Origin of the sequence: Massilia brevitalea (assembly GCF_030711405.1) — a bacterium.
GTDB classification, from domain to species: Bacteria; Pseudomonadota; Gammaproteobacteria; order Burkholderiales; family Burkholderiaceae_D; genus Telluria; species Telluria brevitalea.
Genome location: NZ_JAULSI010000004.1, coordinates 104,639 through 124,059, shown reverse-complemented (window position 1 = coordinate 124,059; position 19,421 = coordinate 104,639). Strand labels below are relative to the sequence as shown.

General features: G+C 66.3%; 16 protein-coding genes and 2 pseudogenes. 9 read left to right on the top strand and 9 right to left on the bottom strand.

Translation table 11 applies throughout. From position 1 onward, the window contains the following. Positions 1-29: 29 nt before the first annotated feature. The 3 genes and pseudogenes from lhpI to QWL29_RS03630 all read right to left on the bottom strand — a co-directional run bounded on the left by lhpI (position 30) and on the right by QWL29_RS03630 (position 2,905). A pseudogene (gene lhpI, locus QWL29_RS03640) lies at positions 30-1,009 on the bottom strand (bifunctional Delta(1)-pyrroline-2-carboxylate/Delta(1)-piperideine-2-carboxylate reductase). Between the two features lie 73 nt (positions 1,010-1,082). Beyond that, positions 1,083-1,418, bottom strand: a complete 336-nt coding sequence (locus QWL29_RS03635) for a hypothetical protein (RefSeq protein WP_305821527.1) — start codon at positions 1,416-1,418, stop codon at positions 1,083-1,085. Between the two features lie 65 nt (positions 1,419-1,483). Next, the gene (locus tag QWL29_RS03630; protein ID WP_305821526.1) at positions 1,484-2,905 is read right to left on the bottom strand and encodes a carotenoid oxygenase family protein; all 1,422 of its coding nucleotides are present in this window, start codon (positions 2,903-2,905) and stop codon (positions 1,484-1,486) included. Between the two features lie 117 nt (positions 2,906-3,022). On the opposite strand from QWL29_RS03630, the gene QWL29_RS03625 reads away from it, so the two are divergent. From QWL29_RS03625 to QWL29_RS03610, 4 genes are all read left to right on the top strand, one after another. Further along, positions 3,023-3,946 (top strand): hypothetical protein, encoded by a 924-nt coding sequence (locus QWL29_RS03625; protein WP_305821525.1) that lies wholly within the window; start codon positions 3,023-3,025, stop codon positions 3,944-3,946. A 450-nt stretch (positions 3,947-4,396) separates the two neighbouring features. Further along, positions 4,397-5,029, top strand: a complete 633-nt coding sequence (locus tag QWL29_RS03620) for a superoxide dismutase (protein WP_305821524.1) — start codon at positions 4,397-4,399, stop codon at positions 5,027-5,029. A gap of 285 nt (positions 5,030-5,314) precedes the next feature. Beyond that, positions 5,315-7,558, top strand: a complete 2,244-nt coding sequence (locus QWL29_RS03615; RefSeq protein ID WP_305821523.1) for a phosphocholine-specific phospholipase C — start codon at positions 5,315-5,317, stop codon at positions 7,556-7,558. Positions 7,559-7,640: 82 nt separating this feature from the next. Next, the gene (locus QWL29_RS03610) at positions 7,641-8,225 is read left to right on the top strand and encodes a PEP-CTERM sorting domain-containing protein (protein WP_305821522.1); all 585 of its coding nucleotides are present in this window, start codon (positions 7,641-7,643) and stop codon (positions 8,223-8,225) included. A gap of 81 nt (positions 8,226-8,306) precedes the next feature. Here the strand turns inward: QWL29_RS03610 and QWL29_RS03605 are convergent, their stop codons facing one another. The 6 genes from QWL29_RS03605 to QWL29_RS03580 form a co-directional block, all read right to left on the bottom strand. Then, positions 8,307-10,445, bottom strand: coding sequence for a glycoside hydrolase family 97 protein (locus QWL29_RS03605; protein ID WP_305821521.1), 2,139 nt, complete (start codon positions 10,443-10,445; stop codon positions 8,307-8,309). Between the two features lie 110 nt (positions 10,446-10,555). Continuing rightward, complete coding sequence (locus tag QWL29_RS03600) at positions 10,556-11,947, bottom strand: chemotaxis protein CheW (RefSeq protein WP_305821520.1); 1,392 nt, start codon at positions 11,945-11,947, stop codon at positions 10,556-10,558. 3 nt (positions 11,948-11,950) lie between these two features. Then, complete coding sequence (locus tag QWL29_RS03595) at positions 11,951-14,035, bottom strand: methyl-accepting chemotaxis protein (protein ID WP_305821519.1); 2,085 nt, start codon at positions 14,033-14,035, stop codon at positions 11,951-11,953. A gap of 461 nt (positions 14,036-14,496) precedes the next feature. Further along, positions 14,497-14,745: a hypothetical protein gene (locus QWL29_RS03590; RefSeq protein WP_305821518.1), complete on the bottom strand. Its 249-nt coding sequence runs from the start codon at positions 14,743-14,745 to the stop codon at positions 14,497-14,499. 103 nt (positions 14,746-14,848) lie between these two features. After that, complete coding sequence (locus QWL29_RS03585) at positions 14,849-15,877, bottom strand: helix-turn-helix transcriptional regulator (protein WP_305821517.1); 1,029 nt, start codon at positions 15,875-15,877, stop codon at positions 14,849-14,851. Further along, the gene (locus tag QWL29_RS03580) at positions 15,877-16,290 is read right to left on the bottom strand and encodes a hypothetical protein (protein WP_305821516.1); all 414 of its coding nucleotides are present in this window, start codon (positions 16,288-16,290) and stop codon (positions 15,877-15,879) included. The genes QWL29_RS03585 and QWL29_RS03580 overlap by 1 nt, the downstream gene beginning before the upstream one ends. 76 nt (positions 16,291-16,366) lie before the next feature. Here QWL29_RS03580 and QWL29_RS26915 point away from each other — a divergent pair. The 5 genes and pseudogenes from QWL29_RS26915 to QWL29_RS03560 all read left to right on the top strand — a co-directional run. Further along, positions 16,367-16,702: pseudogene (locus tag QWL29_RS26915) on the top strand (hypothetical protein); the annotation flags it as partial. 106 nt (positions 16,703-16,808) lie between these two features. Beyond that, positions 16,809-17,072, top strand: a complete 264-nt coding sequence (locus QWL29_RS03575) for a hypothetical protein (protein WP_305821515.1) — start codon at positions 16,809-16,811, stop codon at positions 17,070-17,072. A gap of 58 nt (positions 17,073-17,130) precedes the next feature. Next, positions 17,131-18,765, top strand: a complete 1,635-nt coding sequence (locus tag QWL29_RS03570; RefSeq protein ID WP_305821514.1) for a DUF2779 domain-containing protein — start codon at positions 17,131-17,133, stop codon at positions 18,763-18,765. Between the two features lie 178 nt (positions 18,766-18,943). Then, positions 18,944-19,207, top strand: coding sequence for a hypothetical protein (locus QWL29_RS03565; RefSeq protein ID WP_305821513.1), 264 nt, complete (start codon positions 18,944-18,946; stop codon positions 19,205-19,207). Positions 19,208-19,222: 15 nt separating this feature from the next. After that, positions 19,223-19,411, top strand: a complete 189-nt coding sequence (locus tag QWL29_RS03560) for a hypothetical protein (protein ID WP_305821512.1) — start codon at positions 19,223-19,225, stop codon at positions 19,409-19,411. The last annotated feature ends 10 nt before the right edge of the window (positions 19,412-19,421 follow it).

The following is a 19,421-nucleotide window of genomic DNA, read 5'->3' as shown; positions in this document are numbered from 1 at the left end:
GTGAGCATTCCTTGGAGATGGCAGGTTACCTATTCTGCCAAAGGATGCGAATCATTGCCGGACGCTGCCTCCGCCAGGCCGGCGCGGCGCAGGCCCACGCGTGCGGCAGCCAGGTCCCAGGCCGCGGTGCCGACGCTCTTGAACACCGCAGGCCGCGCCGGATCGAGCGCACCGCGCATCAGGGCGCCAAGCGACGCCACGCGCGACCAGTCGACGCCGGCCCGCAGCAGGTCGCCCGCTTCGTGACGCGCCCCGGCAGGATCGTCGGCATACAGGTCGCTGCCATGCATGGTCGTGGCGCCCAGCTCCGCCATCTCCGGACGGAAGGCGCCGACACCAATCACCAGGCAGTCAGCCGCGGGGCTTCGTCGTACACCGGCTCGGTGCTGGTGGTGAGCGTGATCACCACGTCCATGGCGGGAGCGGCGCCCCCGCGTGGCTGCAGGCCACCGTGCAGGCTGCGGTGGCTGGCGCAGAAGCGCGCGGCGGCATCCGGCGTGCGCGCCTGCACCCAGACCTGCGCCTGAGGATACAGCGCATGCAGGGCCTGAACGTGGTAGCGCGCCTGGGTGCCGGTACCGATCAGCAGGATGTGTTGCGGCGGCTGCGGCAGCAGCTGGCGGATCGCCAGCAGGCTGACGGCGGCGGTGCGGCGTCCCGTGACTTCGGGGTCGTCGAGCATACAGCGCACCTGGCCGGTGGCCGTGTCGCACACGGTGACGGCGCCGTGGATGGCGGGCAGGCCGCGCCGTTTGTTATCGGGGTGGACGTTGACCAGCTTGTGGATGGCGATGTCCTGCGCAGCAGCGGGCATGCTGAGCATGACGGCGCCCGCGCCCAGCGGCACCACCAGCCGTTCCGGGCTGCGGATGACGCCGGCGTCGAGTTCCGCGGCGGCCACGGCGACTGCCTCGACCAGTTCGGCAAAGTCGAGCAAGGCCGCGGTCTGCGTTCGGTCGTAGATGGCGATGCCGCTGCCAGGGACGGCGGCCGGATGACAATCGTTCATGGCTGTGTTCGCAGAAGTCGCGGTCGGCTCATGATGGCCGATTGTTGAACACTCTGCAACACCCGAACTGCCTTCATCCGTCCTGTGCGATCGCCCTCGGCGACCAGTCTCCCAACACCTCGTAATGCGTCACCTTGTCCGGCCGGGTCAGCAAATACTTGTCGTCCTCGGGATAGTAGCGCGCACGGTCGACCGGTTCGCCGGCGAAGGCGGCAATCGCTTCCATCGACGACCAGTAGCTGAAGGTGACGATTTCGCTGCGCTCGGCATCCAGGTCGCGCACGGCAATCGCCGAACCGAGGTTGCCGGGCGTGCCGGCATAGCCTGCCAGTCCGGTTGCGCGCACGTAGTCGACATAGGCATCGCGCTCGCTGCGGCGGATTTCGGCCCGCCATTCCCGCAAGATCATGGTCACTCGCCCGCTTTGACGAAGGTCCAGCTTAGGCAGGTTTGCCGCCAGCGTCAACCGGCCAGTCAATGAACGAACGAGCCATGGAAACCAAGTGGAATGGCACTGGGCACGGTTGCACGCGCGAGCGCCGTCATGCTCGCGGCATCGACCACGGCCAGCACCGATGACTCGTCATCGCGCGCCGAGCCGACCGACAGCAGCACTCCGTCGTCCTCGCCTTCGCCGTGCGGACGCGCAACGAACAGCGGCTCGCCAAACACGTAGGGCTCATCGCGGAAGGCGCTTGACTTGCCGGTCTCGAGATCGACCTTGACCAGGGCTGAATTGTAGGTGTGGTCGGCCTCGGGCCAGTTTGCGGCGCCATAGGCATAGCGGTAAGGGCGGCCATTCACGCGCCTGTAGTTCGTCGACGGGAACTCGAAGCCCAGGTCGCCCAGCTTTTCGCTGCTTGCCCGTTCCACGCCCTGGCGCATCGTGATGCGCAGCAGTGCGGGCCGCAGGTCGGGCAGCCTGGCCAGCATGCGCTCCACGCGCAGGTCGGCCACGATGCCGGCGTCCGGGTAGGCCAGCAGGTCGAGCACGGTTTCGTCGCCGCGTTCGAAGGCATTCACCGTATGGAAAGCAAAGAAGGGGTCGGTCACGTGTTCGCGCACCGCACCCGTGGCGCGGTCGATGACGACCAGGCGCGTGCCCTGTTCCGGATGCCAGTCGAAGTGGTCGATATAGCCTTTGCTCGACCACAGCATCTTCGCGGTCTTGACGGCGTACGGATGGGCGACCAGGATCGCGCTATCCGGTGTCAGCCCGAAGGTGTGGACATACGGCACGTGCGCGGTTTGCCAGGCACCGATGACCTCGCGCCGGCGCGCGGACGGCGCATGCTCGTACACCGAGATCGTGCCGTGCATGCCGAACGAGGTGGCGACGTTCACCACCGTGTTGCGCGGGGTGTCGAGATGCGGGTGCGCGGTCATGATCGCGCCATGCAGCGCGTCGTTCGCATAGCGCAGCGGGCCCTCGGCGGCGAGCGTGGCGTCGTCGATGATGAGCTGGCGATTGCCTTCGGTCATGGCCACCAGGTCGGGGCCGATGCGCGTGATGTTGACATTGTTGTTGTCGGTAATGCGCGGCACCGGCTCGACCAGCCGCTGCCACAAGGGGCGCGCGGTCGGCGTACCGAAGCTGCCCAGCCTGGCCTTGCCCTGCCAGGCGTCGCGCGCCGCTTCCGACTCCAGCAGGCGCGACTGGAAGTGGACGCCCGCCTCGCCGATGCGAAACGCGTAGACCATGCCGAGGCCGTCGAACCAGTGTTGGGCGTGCCAGCCTGCCGCGTCGAACACCGCCGGGCAGGTGCGCACGACCTCGCCGCGCAGCCAGCCGGGAACCTCGCCCTCGATGTCGGCAGGAACGGCCGTGTGGCACTCGCGCGAGCGGCGAAACGGCGCAAGGGTCTCGATGGAAGATGGATGCGAAAGCCTGGACATGATGATCCTTTCAGTGCGGTTGCACAGCACGACGGCATAGCGTCAGCGTCCAGGAATGTAGATCGCGTTTGGCGTCGCCGGGTTCCCTGATTACTGCGTTGAATTTGGTGCCAGCCGATGACAGCCCCCCGCCTGGCCTGGGCTATTCGCTTCTTTGACGATGTTGAGATTCCTCAAAAATGCGACTGCAACCTATCAGCGGGATTCGGGCTCAAACCTGAGCATTTCGAAGCCTTGGTGGGCGTTGCCGTCAGCGCGTACACCAGGGTGGCATGCCGTTTCGTCACGGTAGCGTTTAGCAAGGAGGCATTCGTGGACAATATGAACAGCATGGGAACGCCAACGCATCGCCCCGGCAGGTCAAAGCCGAAGATCGGGATGACTGCAGTGCTGCTCCTGGCAATCGCATCCGCGCTGCCGGGCGTGAGCGGGGCGCAGACAGTCGCCGGCATGTCGTCGGCGCAGGCGAACCCGGGCCTCGGGCAGGAATTCACCGTGCTCAACACATTGGGCAGCGCCACGCCCAGCACGACGTTCAGCGTCTTCGGTTCCGGAGGCTATGCCGTGTTCTCCGAGGCATTTGTAGGACCGCCATTTACACTGACACGCCGTGCGGTGCTTACCCAGGTCGGCGCCTTCGTCAACAACTGCGCACAGATCGTTGCGGGTGTTCCGCAATGCCCGAATACCCTGCCATTCGTGTTCCAGATACGTCGCTCGGTGGATGGCGCGCCCGATCCCCGTTTCGTGGTTGCGGCAGCCCCGCTGACGCACGATCGCGATCCGCTCACGGTGAGGTTCGAGACGGCAAGCCTTGGCAACGTCATCCTGGAGCCAGGCCGGTATTTTGCGATCATCGCACCGCAGCAGGCGATCGACTCAGGCTTTGTGCTGGCCAATTCAATCGGCTATGCTGCCCGCATCACGCCCGTTGGCATTGTTGCCCCGACTGGCAGCACGGTGGATCCCGCAAACCGCACCGCTGTCCGGATCCTTGCCAGACCGGTCAAACCGAAGCCGCACGCAGTAGCTGGACAATAAGCCGCGGCTTGGCAGGTGGCCCGGCATGGCATCGTCCTGCAAGCCCGGGCCTCCGGCGTATCAGCGCGTCGCCATGACGAGCGACACGAAGGTGGCGCCAGAGCCATTGTAGAGCTTGAACAGCGGGTGTTGCGCCACAAATATGTCATATTAACAACAAAAATGATCACGTGCCTGTAAAGCTAGGTGCTACATTCGCGCGGGTATTACATCGTCATCCTCGCCATGCTCCTCGCTGCATTCGCCATCGGAAAGCATGATCCCAGTCAGCCGCGCGCCCCGGTCTCGATCTCTTGTTTACGCTAACAGGGTCGGGGCAAGCAAATCGCTTGACCTCATGTCCAACTGCGGACGTCCAGGGCAGGCAGCACGCTTGCTGCACAGGCAGCCTGATTCCGGTCCGGCCTGTCGACCGTCCGGCGTCCCATCGACCGAAATAGGAGAACGATCATGGCTTATGAACTGCCACCTCTGCCTTACGCATACGATGCACTCGAGCCGCACTTCGATGCGCGCACGATGGAAATCCACCATACCAAGCACCACCAGGCCTACGTTACCAACCTGAACAATGCGCTGAAGGAAGCCGGCGTCGACGACAGCGCGCCGGTCGAAGAGCTGGTGACCCGCATCGATACGCTGCCCCAGCAAATCCAGACCGCCGTGCGCAACAACGGCGGCGGCCACGCCAACCACTCGCTGTTCTGGACGGTGCTGAAGGCCGGCGGCGGCGGCCAACCGACGGGCGCGGTTGCCGAAGCCATCGAACGTGATCTCGGCGGCTACGACAAGTTCAAGGAGGCCTTCACCAAGGCCGCCCAGACGCGCTTCGGCAGCGGCTGGGCCTGGCTGACTGTGGGATCGGAGGGCAAGCTGCTGGTGGAAAGCAGCGCCAACCAGGATCACCCGCAGATGGGCAGCTTCGCGGGATTGTCGGGCGGTACGCCGATCCTGGGGCTGGACGTGTGGGAGCATGCGTACTACCTGAACTACCAGAACCGCCGGCCGGATTATATTGCGGCGTTCTTCAACATCATCAATTGGGATGAGGTAAACCGCCGCTACGAGGCGGCCAAGCAGTAAAAGGCGTCAAGACCGGCGCATGCGGCATGCACCGCCGAGTCGCCGGTCACGTTCCACTCCGTTGCAACCCGGCGCAGGGCCATGCCCTGCAGCCGCCCTCTCTTCCCGCATCCGCGCAGTTTCCATCGGCGTCTTCCACGAGCACTTCCTGTCCGCGCTTCCGGTTCGCGTGTCATCGCACCGTCATGCACGCCGCTTACATTCTCTTCGTCCTGCTTCGTATCGGCATGACAACATTGAGCAACGTAAGTTGCTTTCGAGCAAACACAACTTCTCGGAACAGCCATGACCTCACGACGCAGATTCCTGCGCGGCAGTGCCCAGGCGGGCATCGCCGCTGCTGCCTACGCAGCCTTTCCCCCAGCCATCCAGCGCGCGCTGGCCATTCCGGCCAACAACGCCACGCGCAGCATCAAGGACGTCGAACACGTGGTGATCCTGATGCAGGAAAACCGCGCCTTCGACCATTACTTCGGCACCCTCTCCGGCGTGCGCGGCTTCGGCGACCGCTTCCCGATCCCATTGCCCGATGGCCGCAATGTGTGGCAGCAGCGCATGGCGAACGGCAACCTGATGATGCCTTTCCACCTCGACTCCAGCCGCGGCAACGCCCAGCGCGCCAACGGCACGCCGCACGACTGGCTCGACAGCCAGCTGGCCTGGGACAACGGCCGCATGGACGGGTGGCCGCGCTACAAGAACGCGATCTCGATGGGTTATTTCAAGGAAAAAGAGATCCCGTTCGCCTTCGCCCTGGCGAATGCTTTTACCTTATGCGACGCCTACCACTGCGCGATGCACACCGGCACCGACGCGAACCGCTCGTTCTTCCTGACCGGCACCAACGGCGCCGTCCCCACCGGCAAGGCCTTTGTCACCAACGAGTGGGACGCGATCGACGGCACCGTGGCCGGCGTGAACACCGGCTACACCTGGACCACCTACGCCGAACGGCTGGAAGCGGCCGGCGTCAGCTGGATCAGCTACCAGAACATGCCCGACGAATGGGGCGACAACATGCTCGGCGCCTTCCGCCAGTTCAAGCGCGCCAACCTTGCCTCGGGCTACCCGGTGTCGAGCGGCGGAGCACCGAACCAGCCGTACACCAACACCGGCCAGGCCCTGCCCTACCACGCGTACGACGCCGCGACCGACAACACCCGCAACCCGCTCTACAAGGGCATCGCCAACACCCTGCCCGGTACCCGGCCCGAGCAATACCTGGACGCGTTCAAGCGCGACATACGCGAGGGCAGGCTGCCGCAGGTATCGTGGATGAACGCGCCATCGATCTACTGCGAACACCCCGGCCCATCGAGCCCGGTGCAGGGATCATGGTTCCTGCAGGAGGTGCTGGACGCCCTGACCGCCAACCCCGAGGTCTGGAGCAAGACGGTATTGATCGTGAACTTCGACGAGAACGACGGCTACTTCGACCACGTGCCTTCGCCGTCCGCCCCTTCGCCCGACGGCAAGGGCGGCTACGCGGGCAAGACCACGCTGGCGCCCGGCGCCCTCGGCGCCGAATACTACACGCACGGCCGGCCCGAAGGCAGCACCCGCCAGCCGGCGCCGGACGGGCGCGTCTATGGGCCCGGCCCGCGCGTGCCGATGTACGTGATCTCGCCCTGGAGCCGCGGCGGCTGGGTCAACTCGCAAGTGTTCGACCACACCTCGGTGCTGCGCTTCCTGGAAACGCGCTTCGGCGTCCAGGAGCCGAACATCAGCCCGTTCCGGCGCGCCGTGTGCGGCGACCTGATCAGCGCCTTCAATTTCGAGACGCCGAACAGCGAGGCCTTGCCGGCGCTGGGAGGCCGCAAGAGCAGGAGCCAGGCCGACGCCCTGCGCGCCGCCCAGGGGCAGCTGGCGCAGATCACGCCGCCCGTCTCGCCCCAGTTGCCGGTGCAGGCCATCGGCACCCGCCCATCGCGTGCGCTGCCGTATGAGCTGGCAACCCTCTGCGAAGTGCTGCCGGGCGCCACGATGAACGCCGCGCAGGTGGCGCTCACCTTCGTCAACAGCGGCCGCCAGGGCGCCGTGTTCCATGTGTACGACCGCAAGAATCTCGCCGCCGTCCCGCGCCGCTACACCGTCGAGCCGGGCAAGTCGCTGTCGGACGCGTGGACGCCCGCAGTCGGCGGCCCCTACGACCTGTGGGTGCTGGGGCCGAATGGCTACCACCGGCACTTCACGGGCAGCGCGCTGCGCGCCGTCGCCGCGGGCCAGCCACGCCCCGACGTGCAGGTGCGCTGCGATGGCGCCAGCGGCGAACTGGTGCTGCGCCTGGTGAACACCGGCGCGGCGCCATGCACCTTCAACCTGAACGCGAATGCGTATGCCACGCTGAGGCAACTGCACACGGTGGCGCCACGCAGCGAGCTTGTGGTGCGCATTCCGGTGGCGAGCAATGGCTACTGGTACGACCTCAGCGCCACGGTGTCGGGACAGACCGACTATGTACGGCGCTTCGCCGGCCGCGTCGAGACCGGCCGCCATACGGTCAGCGACCCGGCCCTCGGCCGCGGCTGACCGATAGCGTTCGCGTCTGACCACGCAGCCGGTGTGCAGCCGGCTGTTTCCCGCTTTTCCGCACTACATCGAAAGGAATCGTATGCATCCCATCATCCGCAATCTCGCCGTCAGCGCCACCCTTGCGTTGTGCACTCCGTTCGCCTCGGCGACCGTGCTGAGCTTCGACGACATCGTCGGCCCCGACGGCAACGCCGCCATGCCGGTGAACTATGGTGACCTGGACTGGTCGAAGGCGGGCATGTCCGTCTTCACCTGGGAGCAGGCGCCGTTCACGGCCCACTCCGGCCAGGGCCGCGTCACCACCGACTGGACGGACAACTGGCCCGTGGCCAGCACCATCCGCTTCCTGTCGCCAACAATCTTCGGGGGTGCGTGGTTCTCGGGATATGGCGACAGCAGCGTGCGCTTCGACCTGTACTTCGGCGGCGAGCTGGTTGGCAGCTCGGCGACACTGCAGTTGTCGGAAGTGCCTTCCTACCTCGGCGGCGGCTGGACGGGAGCGATCGACACGATCGTCGTGGCCAGCGACTTTCCGGCCTCGTACGTGATGGACGACCTGAGTTTCGAGAATGCCATGCAGGTGCCGGAACCCGGCTCGCTGGCGCTGATGCTGGCCGGCCTGGGCCTGGCCGGCACGCTGCGCCGCCGCGCAGCGAAGCGCTGAACGACAGGCGGACCGCGACGGTTTTTCGGGCCGGTCAGCACACCGGCAGGCTGCGTTCAAAGGCGGAGCCTGCCGGATGCCTCACTGCGCCACGATGCTGATCGCGTAACCACCACCTGGCGCACAATACAGGCTCAGCTTCGTCGCACTGCTCACCTTCATCTTGCGAATGGCATACGCCTGCGGATTCTTTTCATAGTGCGCATCCTTGCGGTCAGCATAGATCGTGGCAGCGTAGCTTTTACCAGGATCGAGGAAGCCCAGGTCGATCGAAGACGTCCGCCCCTGCTCGTCGCACGTGCTCCCCACGAACCAGCTGCTCTTGCCCTTGGCCTTGCGTGCAATCGTGATGTAGTCGCCCGGCTCGGCTTCCAGCACCCTGGTGTCGTCCCAGTCGACAGCCACATCCTCGATGAACTGGAAGGCATCCAGGTATTTCTCGTAAGTCTCCGGCAGATCGGCCGCCATCTGCAGCGGCGAGTACATGGTCACGTACAGGGCCAGCTGGCGCGCAAGCGTGCTGTGCACGAACGATTTATTTTTCGGGTTGTACGCGCTGATCCGCGTCTCGAAAATCCCGGGCGTATAGTCCATCGGTCCGCCAATCAGCCGGGTGAACGGCAAGATGGTCGTGTGGTCCGCGTTGTTGCCGCCGAACGATTCGTACTCGGTGCCGCGCGCCGACTCGTTGCCGATCAAATTCGGATAGGTGCGCGACAGGCCGGTCGGGCGCACCGCTTCATGGGCATTCACCATGATCTTGTACTTGGCCGCCTCGGTCACCGCATACAGGTAATGGTTGTTCATCCACTGCCCATAATGGTATTCGCCGCGCGGCAGGATGTTGCCGACGTAGCCGCTCTTCACCGCGCTGTAGCCATTCTCGGCCATGAAACGGTAGGCCGCGTCCATGTGGCGCTCGTAGTTGCGGATCGAACCGCTGGTTTCGTGGTGCATCATCATCTTGATGCCTTTGCTGGCCGCATAGCGGTGCAGCTCCTGCACGTCGAAGTCCGGATACGGCGTGACGAAGTCGAACACCTCGTCCTTGTGCTTGCCGAACCAGTCTTCCCAGCCCACGTTCCAGCCCTCGACCAGCACCGCATCGAGCTTGTGCTTGGCGGCGAAATCGATATAGCGCTTCACATTCGCGGTATTCGCGGCATGGGTGCCGTTCGGCTTGGCCCTGGCATAGTCGAAGCTGCCGAGCTTGATGTTGCCTTCGTCGGTATACGACCAGGAACTGCGCCCGGTAATCATCTCCCACCACACGCCCACGTACTTGATCGGCTTGATCCACGAAACGTCCTTGTACCGGGTCGGCTCGTTCAGGTTCAGCACCAGCTTCGATTCGAGGATGTCCCCGGCCCGGTCGCTGACGATGACCGTGCGCCATGGCGTCACCGCTGGCGTCTGCAGGTAGCCCTTGTCGCCACGCGCGTCGGGCGTCAGGTGCGATTCGAGCACCATGTTCCTGTCGTCGAGGTCGAGCGACATCGCCGCATAGTCGACCAGCGCCGCTTCATGCAGGTTGATGTACAGGCCGTCCTGGCTCCTGAGCATCAGCGGCGTCTGCACGCCGGTCGGCGAGAAGGTGGTCTGCGAGGCGTTCGGCGTGACCGCCTTGTTCATCAGGCCGCGCACTTCCGACAGCTTCGAGGTCGTGGTGTGGTATTCCTGGGTGTCGTAGTCGCCCGGCAGCCAGAAGGCCTTGTGGTCGCCGGCCAGCGCAAACTGCGTGCGCTCTTCCTTGATCACGACATAGTCGAGGTTCGGCTGCTTCGGGAAATCGTAGCGCAAGCCCAGGCCGTCGTCGAACAGGCGGAAGTGCAGCAGCATCGTGCGCCTGGTGGCTGCCTGGGTCAGCGTGACGGTGAGTTGGGTGTAATGGTTGCGGATGGTCTTGACCTCGCCCCACACCGGGTTCCAGCGCTCGTCGACGGCGCTGGTGCTGGTGGACGCCACGGCAAAGCCATCCGTCAGGCCGGGGCCCTCCTTCAGGTCCAGGCCGAGGCGGCTGGTCTTGATGACCGGACGGCCCTTGTAGCTCAGGCTGTAGGTGGGCGCGCCAGCCGCGCCGAGCGCAAAGTGGAGCGTCAGGTTGCGGTTCGGCGACTGGATTTCCTCGGCCTTGGCCGCATGGGCCGACAGGCAGAACGCCAGCAGCAGGCATCGCAACAACAGCGCGCGTAGGGAATGGGGGCGGAAGATATTGGTCATAAGTAATTATATACTTAACAAGACCACGCTCCGCTCCACTCCAGCCCCGATCACCGAAGCGCTCGCGCGAGTGGGCGCCTGCGGGGAAGCGGCAACTCCTCGTTGCCGACTCAAGCCGCCAGCGCGCCCAGGTCGACGATCCGATAACTGGCCTGCTCGGCGTCGTCACCGCTTGTTGCGATGAACTCCCATCCTGCCCCCGCGCCGCCCATGCGGTAGATCCGCCCGCTGCCGGGCGGCAGCAGCAGGTGCACGCGCGCGACGACGTAGCCGACGCAGCCTGTCCCGCTGCGCACCACCATCACGTCGCCGCGTACGGCATCGGCTCCCTCGGCAGCATCGCCCACGCCGCTACGCAAATCGCGCATCGGGATCGGCCGGCCTTCCCAGGCCATGGCGCCCTTGCCATCGCTCGCCACCTCGCGCAGGCTGACGATGCGCTCCACCGTGTTGATGGCGGTGGCATAGACGCCGTCGCCTTCGAACACGATGTAGGCGGTGGCGTTGGCCGCACGGCGATCCTGCTCCATCCCGCGCCTGGCGCCCGTGCCCGCATCGCGGCTGAGCTCCGCCTCCGGGAAGCGCGCGAACAGGCGCGCTTCGTCGAGCAGGCGCAGCGGCGAGCCATCGGGCTCGAACAATGCAAACAGCCAGCCGTCCGCCGGCGCCAGCCCCGCCGTATCGAAGGTTTGCAGGCTCAGGGCCGCGTGCACCGGCAAGCCCAGCGCCAGCCCGCCGTGCTCGACGATCGCCAGCAACGCGGGCGCGGCGCCGTCCGCCATTGCCTCCAGCCCCAGCGCCGCATGCGCCAGCACCGGCACGTGCCGTCCGCGCCAGCTGCAGTAGGCCATGCCGGCGCCCAGCGGTTCCAGCGCCGGCATCGGCAGCACTTCGGTCAGCGCATCGGCCGCCAGCGCCAGCCGCGCGGCGCCCGCCTGCAGCACCGCATACGAACGCGCAACAGGCGACGGCCCGTCCGCCGTGGCGGGCGGCATCGCGGCATCCGCATCCGTATCGTGCAACGCGCCGGCGTCCTGATGCCAGGCCGCGGCCAGCCGCGCCAGGCGGTCGACGTCGAGCAGGCTCAGGATGCGGCCGCTGGCGGGCGCGCGCACCACGCAGTGAAAGACTTCGTCCTCGGAATCGTCGTGGTGCAGGCGCGTGACTTCGTGCGCCGCCACCTCGGCCAGGCCGCCGACGCGGTCGACCTGCAGGCCGATCGTGCGCCCGCCGGCGTGCAGGATCAGCACGCGCGCCGCTGCCGCCGTACCGGACCGTTCTTCCGCCGGCGCCGTGCCGACGTCGACCCAGCGCGCCAGGTCGACCACCGGCACCAGCCGCCCTTCGTGCTCCACCACCCCAAGCAGGGCGCCATGGCGGCGCGGAAGCAGTGCCAGCGCCGGCGGCAGCGTGAGCGCCTGCAGCACGCTGTGCGCCGGAATACCGACCCATACCGAGCCGATCCCGGCCTCGGCCAGGTGCAGGAATGTTGCCGACGGCATCGCTCAGCGCTCCGTCGCGATGCGTTCCAGTTCGCCCAGCAGCACCGAGGCGTTGCGCGTGGCGCTGGCCTGGGCGCTGGTCGAGGCATGGATGCCGCCGATCGATGCGCTGGTCTTTTCCACCGAGTCGACGATGCGCCCGAACGCATCCTCGACCTCGCCGGACAGGCGCGTGCCTTCGCCGACGCGGGTCACGGTTTCGTTGATCAGCTTGGCGATCTCGCGTGCGGCCAGCGCCGATTTCTCGGCCAGCTTGCGCACCTCGTTGGCGACCACCGAGAAGCCCTTGCCGTGCTCGCCCGCGCGCGCCGCCTCGATTGCCGCGTTGAACGCCAGCAGGTGGGTCTGGCCGGCGATGTCGCTGATGGTGTCGATGATCTCGCGTACGTCGCCCGAGGCCTGCTGGATCGCGCCGATCGACTGGCGCGAACGGTCCAGCAGCTTGCTGCCTTCGGCGGCGTCGCGCTGGGTGCGCGTGGCCAGTTCGCTCGACTGCTGCGAACCCTGGGCAATCGCCGCGATCGACTGGGTCAGTTCGTTCAGCACGCCGCCAATCGCCTTGACCTTGGCGCTGACCAGCTCCTCGCGGTGCACCTGCTCGGTGACGTCTATCGCGAACTTCACCACCTTGTAGGGCTTGCCGTTGACGTCGAGGATGGGGTTGTAGGTGGCGACGATCCAGATGTCGGCGTCGTGCTTGCCGCGCCGCTGGAAGCGCCCGGACTGGAACTGGCCCTGCGCCAGGTTGGCCCAGAAATGGCGGTAGGTGGCGCTTTTTACCAGCGCCGGGTCGCAGAACATGCTGTGGTGGGCGCCGGCGACTTCGTCGCTTGTATAGCCCATGGTGCGCAGGAAGTTATCGTTCGCGCTCAGCACATTGCCGCGCAAATCGAATTCGATCACGGCCTGCGAACGGCCGATCGACTCCAGCTTGCCCTTGACCTCGGTGTCCTGGCGCTTCTGCTGCGTGATGTCGGTGGCGAACTTGACGATCTTGATCGGCGTGCCGTCGGCGTCGAAGATCGGGTTGTAGGAAGCCAGCAGCCAGACTTCCTTGCCGGCGCGCGTGACGCGGCGGTATTCGCCGGCGTTGAACTCGCCGCGCCCGAGGCGGTCCCAGAACGCCAGGTACTCGGGCGAACCGGCCAGGGCCGGGTCGCAGAACATGCGGTGGTGCTGGCCGCGGATCTCGTCCAGCGCATAGCCCATGGCATCGAGGAAGTTGGCGTTCGCGGTCAGCACCCTGCCCTGCAAGTCGAACTCGATCACGGCCTGGACCCGGTCGATGGCCTGGCTCTTGCCTTCGTAGTCGGCGTTGCGCAAGGTCTGGGCAGTGATGTCGGTGGCGTACTTGATCACCTTGACGGGCTTGCCGTCGGCGCCGAACACCGGGTTGTACGAGGCGCTGATCCAGACATCGCGCCCGGCCTTGTGGCGGCGCTTGAACTGGCCGGCGTGGACTTCGCCCTTGCCCAGGTGCGCCCAGAACAGCGCGTATTCAGGCGACGCCGCGTAGGCCGGCTCGCAGAACAGGCGGTGGTGCTGGCCTTTCAGCTCGTCGAGGGTATAGCCGAGCGTGTCCAGGAAGCTGGCGTTGGCGTGCAGGATGCTGCCGTCGAGGCCGAATTCGATGACGGCCTGGACCCGGTCGATGGCGTCGATCTTGGCCGCATTCTCGGCCTGCTGCAGCCTGGATGCGGTGATGTTGGTGGCGAACTTGATCACCTTGGCCGGGCGGCCCTCGCCGTCGAACACCGGGTTGTACGAGGCCTGCAGCCACACCGGCACCCCGTCGCACCCCAGGCGCATGTATTCGCCCTGGCTCGGCTGGCCGCTGCCGAGCGTGTTCCAGAACGCGCCATAGGCTTCGGAGGCCACGTAGTCGGCGGCGCAGAACATGCGGTGGTGGCGGCCCACGATCTCGCCCAGCGTGTAGCCCATCGCATCAAGGAAGTTCTGGTTGGCGTGCAGGACATGGCCCTGCATGTCGAATTCGACGACGGCCTGGGTGCGCTGGATGGCGTCGAGGGCGGCATGGGCCATGTCGAGCCGGCTGTCGGCAGTGGCGAGGGTAGCGGAAGTGAGCATGCTTATTCTGTTTGTAGGTGGTCGATGAAAAGGCGCAGCCATGCATGCTGCGGGACGGATGTGCGTGATCCGACCGGCAGGCCTCGTACGATGCGTGCTGGGATTGCGGTACTAAATGGAAATTTCCAAGAGGAAACTAGAATAGCAGGATAGAACGATATTGCTGTTCAGTATTCAATTGAACGCGGTATTGACTGCGCGTTTGCGCATGGGTTCGTTGCAACTTGACAACGCATGCAGTCAGAATCACCGCAGGCATGGAGCGGGCGCGCGGCAGTGACGGCTGCCGCGCGCCCGGCTTGGTCCAAGATCAGCTGGAGGACTTCTTCGCCGTGCTGCGCCGCGTGCGCGAATGGCTGCTGCGGCTCTTGCGGCGCGATGCCGTGCGGCGCTTCGGCTTGTGCCGCGTCTTGGNGGGCGGGCGGTCTGCCCGGGGCCCCCCCCCCCGGCTTGGTCCAAGATCAGCTGGAGGACTTCTTCGCCGTGCTGCGCCGCGTGCGCGAATGGCTGCTGCGGCTCTTGCGGCGCGATGCCGTGCGGCGCTTCGGCTTGTGCCGCGTCTTGGTTTCGCCGGCGGCTGCGCGCTGCTTGTTGACGATGCGGGCCGCGACTTCATCCTCGCGTCCCTTGTAGCGTTTTTCCTTCTTGAACTTGCGTTCCAGTTTCTTGGCTTCGCGTTCGCGTTTCGGGCTGGCTCCTCGCGGCATCATGTTCTCCTGTTGTTTCGATGCTGTCATGGTAGTCAGGGGGACGCGGCCGTGGCGCACGCGTGGCGCTGCCGGAATAGTGTTACGACGGTGCCGCGCTGCTGGCCTAAGCCGGGAGGGACGCCGCGGTCCCATACGCCGCCGCCATGCGCCGCGCGATGCCGGCCAGCTCCGCGCGCAGCCCGGCCGGCTCCTGGATCACCACCCCGTCGCCGAACCCGAGCAGCCACCACACCAGCGCACGGGTATGCGGCACGGTGGCCGACAATTGCAGGCCTCCCGCCGCGTCGGGCGCCAGCACCTGGTCGGCGCTGAGCGGCGTTTCGAACAGGTGTTCGCCGGCGGCGCGCGTGAACACGGCGCGCAGGGTGATTGGCGCACCGGCGATCACGCCGAACTCGCCGGACGCGATAAAGGCATCGACGTCGAAGCCGGGCTGGCGCCGCGCCGGTTCGTACAGCGCCTCGGCCTGCTGCAGCCGGTGCAGGGCGATGGTGCGGACGTCGTCGTAGCTGCCGAAGGTGCACACCAGGTAGACCAGGCCGCCGCGCTGCACCACGGCCAGCGGATGCACCGCGGGATACACGATCGTGGCGTCGGCGTCGCGCTTGCGGTAGTGCAGCCGGAGCTGGCGGTCCTGCATCAGCGCCATGTAGACGACACGCTGGCAGTCGTCGTCCATGCGCGGCGGCAGCAATGGTTGCTGGGGCGGCACGCTGCGCACCTTGCCCAGCCAGGCGCGCGGCGCCGCGGCGTCGTCCACCGCCGCCAGGGTGCGCGCCGCCGACTGGAAGTGCGGGCGCAGCGCATCGACCGCGTTCGGCGGCAGCTGGTGCTGCAAATGCTGCTCGACCAGGGACAGGGTCAGGGCCTCGGGCAGGGTCAGTCCGGGCAGGTCGAAGCTCGACGCCTCGCGCAGCCAGCTCCAGCCATACGGCTTGTCGCGGCTGTCGGCCACGATCGGGAACACATCGGACAGTTCCTTCAGGTCGCGCTCGACGGTGCGCTTGACCACCGCGAAGCCGGCCGCGCACAGGCGCTCGCACAGCTCGCGCGCCGATACCTTCAATGGCGCGCGCGGCACCATGCGCAGCATGTGCCACTGGCGCAGCAGCGATTGCTGGTTGGTCGCCATCAGAATTCCTCCGCCTGGCGTTCCCAGAAACCCGGTTCGTCATGCGCGGCATTCTGCATCGCCAGATCGAGCGGCATGACGTAGAAGCGCACCCCGGCATGGCGCATCGTCCCGTCCGGGTGTTCCAGGTAGTCGCGCAGCGCGCAGTAGGCGGGCAGCGCCTCGTCGTAGGGAACGTCGAGCCAGACCTGGCCGAGCCAGGGCGCCAGCATTGCGGGGTCCGCGATCGGGCCGCAGGGAGCCCATTCCACGCCGTGCGCGTCGAGCCAGGCCAGCACCTCGGCGCGCATCGGATCGTCCTCGAAACGGTAGGCGCGCCATTCCCGATACGGTTGCGGATGGAATTCGAGGTAGAGGACCGCGCGGCCCGTCTTGCGCGCGATGGCGTCGATGTGTTCGATCAGCGCAGGCATGTGCAAGGGGCAGCCAAGTGGCGGCCACGGGTAGTGGTTCACCATCCCATCTTAGCAAAGATATTGTCAATAAGAAATGTCGACAGGCCCGCTCGCGATCGTGGTATTGCCCCAGGCCGCAGGGACTGCGACAGCGCTGCGACGGCGCCTGTCGCCCTCGCCCGTATACTTGCCGGCACTGGACACCACCGGCGCCGCTGGCGACCGGTCATGTCAACGGAGAACCACAATGAGCAAGGGACTGGTGCATTTCGTGCACGGAAAAGAAAGCGGCCCGAACGGCAGCAAGATCGTCGCGCTGGCCGGCGTCGCGCGGCAGCACGGTTGGGACGTGCTGAGTCTCGACTACGCGCATACCACCGATCCGCGCGTACGCCTGGACCAGCTGCGGGATGCCTGCAAGGGCGTGGACCAGCCGCTGCTGCTGGTGGGGTCGAGCATGGGCGGCTGGGTTGCCGCCGAAGCCTCGGTGTGGGTCGACGCCGACGGCGTGTTCCTGCTCGCCCCCCGCGCTCTACATGCCGGACTACCCGGTCGCGGCTCCCGCCATCCTGGCCACCCAGGCGGAGATCGTGCACGGCTGGGACGACGAGGTCATCCCCTGCGAGAACTCGGTTACATTTGCGCGGCTGCGCGGCTGCACCCTGCACCTGGTGCCGGGCGGCCATCGCCTCGACACCCAGATTCCCCTGCTGTGCGAACTGTTCGGCGCCTTCCTGTTGCGCTGCGCTGCCTCCACCTCCACCTCCGGCATCACTGGGAGCAAGCAATCGGCGCCATGACATTTTATTTCAAATAAGCAATAATATTGACATAATCTTTCACCATGAAGGTACGTCCATGCCGCGCCTGTCCAAGTCCAAGCTACTGGCCTTCCGCCAGTGCGAACGCCGCCTCTGGCTCGAACTGCACCGCCCCGGTCTGCGCCAGGACGACGACGCCAGCCAGGCCGTGTTCGCAAACGGGCACCGGGTTGGCGAGCTGGCGCGCCGGCTGTACGACCCCGAGCGCCAGGGCGTGCTGCTCGATCCCATGGGCGACGGCATCGACGCGGCGCTGGCACGCAGCCGCGACCTGCTCGCCGGCGCGCAACCGGTCTTCGAAGCAGGCTTCGAGGCTGATGGCGCCCTCGCCTTTGCCGACATCCTGCTACCGCTCGATCCCAATGCAGGGCGCTGGCGCATGGTCGAAGTCAAGTCCGCCACCAAACTCAAGGACTACCACCGCGACGATGCGGCCATCCAGGCTTTCGTGGCGCGCGCGGCCGGCGTCGCGCTCGACGGCATCGCGCTGGCCCGCATCGACAGCAGCTGGGTATATCCCGGGAACGGCGACTACCGCGGCCTGCTGGTCGAGGAAGACCTGAGCGCGCAAGCATTTGGGCGCAGCGCCGAGGTCGCGGCCTGGGTGGCCCGCGCCCAGGAGGTGGCGGCGCAGGAGCAGGAGCCGGCCGTCCGCCCCGGGGACCACTGCGCCAGCCCGCATGCATGCGGCTTCACCGCGCACTGCACTGCCGGCATGCTGCAGGCCGACTATCCGGTACGCTGGCTGCCGCGCATCGCCAGCCGCGCCCTGAAGCAGCACATCGACGAGGGCGCCGCCGACATGCGCGAAGTGCCGGACGCCCTCCTGAACGCCATGCAGCTGCGCGTCAAGCAGCATACCCTGGCCGGCACGGCCTACGTCGACGCCCAGGGCGCCGCCGCCGACCTGGCTCCCTACCCGCCGCCGGCCTGGTTCATCGACTTCGAGACCATCGCCTTCGCGGTGCCGGTCTGGGCCGGCACCCGTCCGTTCCAGATGATTCCGTTCCAGTTCAGCGTGCACAGTCTGGACGAGACCGGGGAACTGGAGCACCGCGCCTTCCTCGATTTGTCCGGGAACGATCCCTCGCGCGCCTTTGCCGAAGCGCTGGTCGACGCCTGCCGCGGCGCGGGTCCGGTCTTCGTCTACAACGCCGGGTTCGAGACCGCGCGCATCGCCGAACTGGCGGCGCGCTTCCCCGACCTGGCCCCGGCCCTGCTGGCGATCAACGCGCGCGTGGTGGACCTGCTGCCGGTGGCGCGCCAGCGCTACTACCATCCCGCGCAGGAAGGCAGCTGGAGCATCAAGCGCGTGCTGCCGGCCATCGCACCCGACCTGCGCTACGACCGGCTCGAAGGGGTACAGGACGGCGGCGCGGCGATGCACGCCTTTCTGGAAGCGATCGCGCCGGATACCGCACTTGAACGCAAGCGCCAGATCGAAGGCCAGCTGCTCGACTACTGCCACCTCGATACGCTGGCCATGGTGCGGCTGTGGGCGTTCTTCTCGGGGCGGGAGGGAGCCTGCGATCTTGAGCGGCGCATCCTGCAGAACGGCGAGCTGCTCGCGCGCATCCTGGCGTCCGGGCAGGAGATGAGCGAACCGATGTCGGCCGAGGAGTTCATTGCCTGGCTCGGCGAGGTGGGGGATGACGCCAGGGCCGGGGGCTAAAGGCGGTCGCAACGCCACGGCGGCGCTGATTGCCGGTGCCTTGGTCTTTGCCTCCGGCGCACGCCCGCTTCGGGTATTATTGCGAGATTGCAATAAATTCTATAACGATATTTCAGATGCCATCCACTAACATTACCGTAATCAGCGTTGCGCTTGCGCGCCCCTCTATTTTGCCGTCTTGCTCGCGCATCTGAAGGAAGAGCTCAGGAAACCGGAGGCGGAACGCGACATCACGATCCGCTACGGAAAACTCATCGAGCAGACTAGGAAGGCCCACGCCAGGGCGCCGTACATCGAGGCGGCGATTCCCACGAATATCGGTACCCGACTCCTGGTCGTGCAGCTGATCTGCGAAAAACTGGGCTTGCCCAACCTGGCCTGCCTGGGTGTCAACGCCACCGGCGAGCCTGGCATCGCCTATCAAGAGGCCAGGGACTGGTAACACGACAAGGCGGCGGTGCTGGCCTACGACTGGGACGACGTCAGCGCAGGCATTGCCAACGCCTTCGATATCGAGGCAAGGGACGCTGCGCAGCGCGCGGAGAAGAAGCTGGCAAGAACCGTGTCCGAGACGGAAGCACGCGACATGCTCTACAAAGCGGACAAGGCCAATTCCGGCAAATACAAGGTCGATCTGTACCAGTAGGAAGCGATGG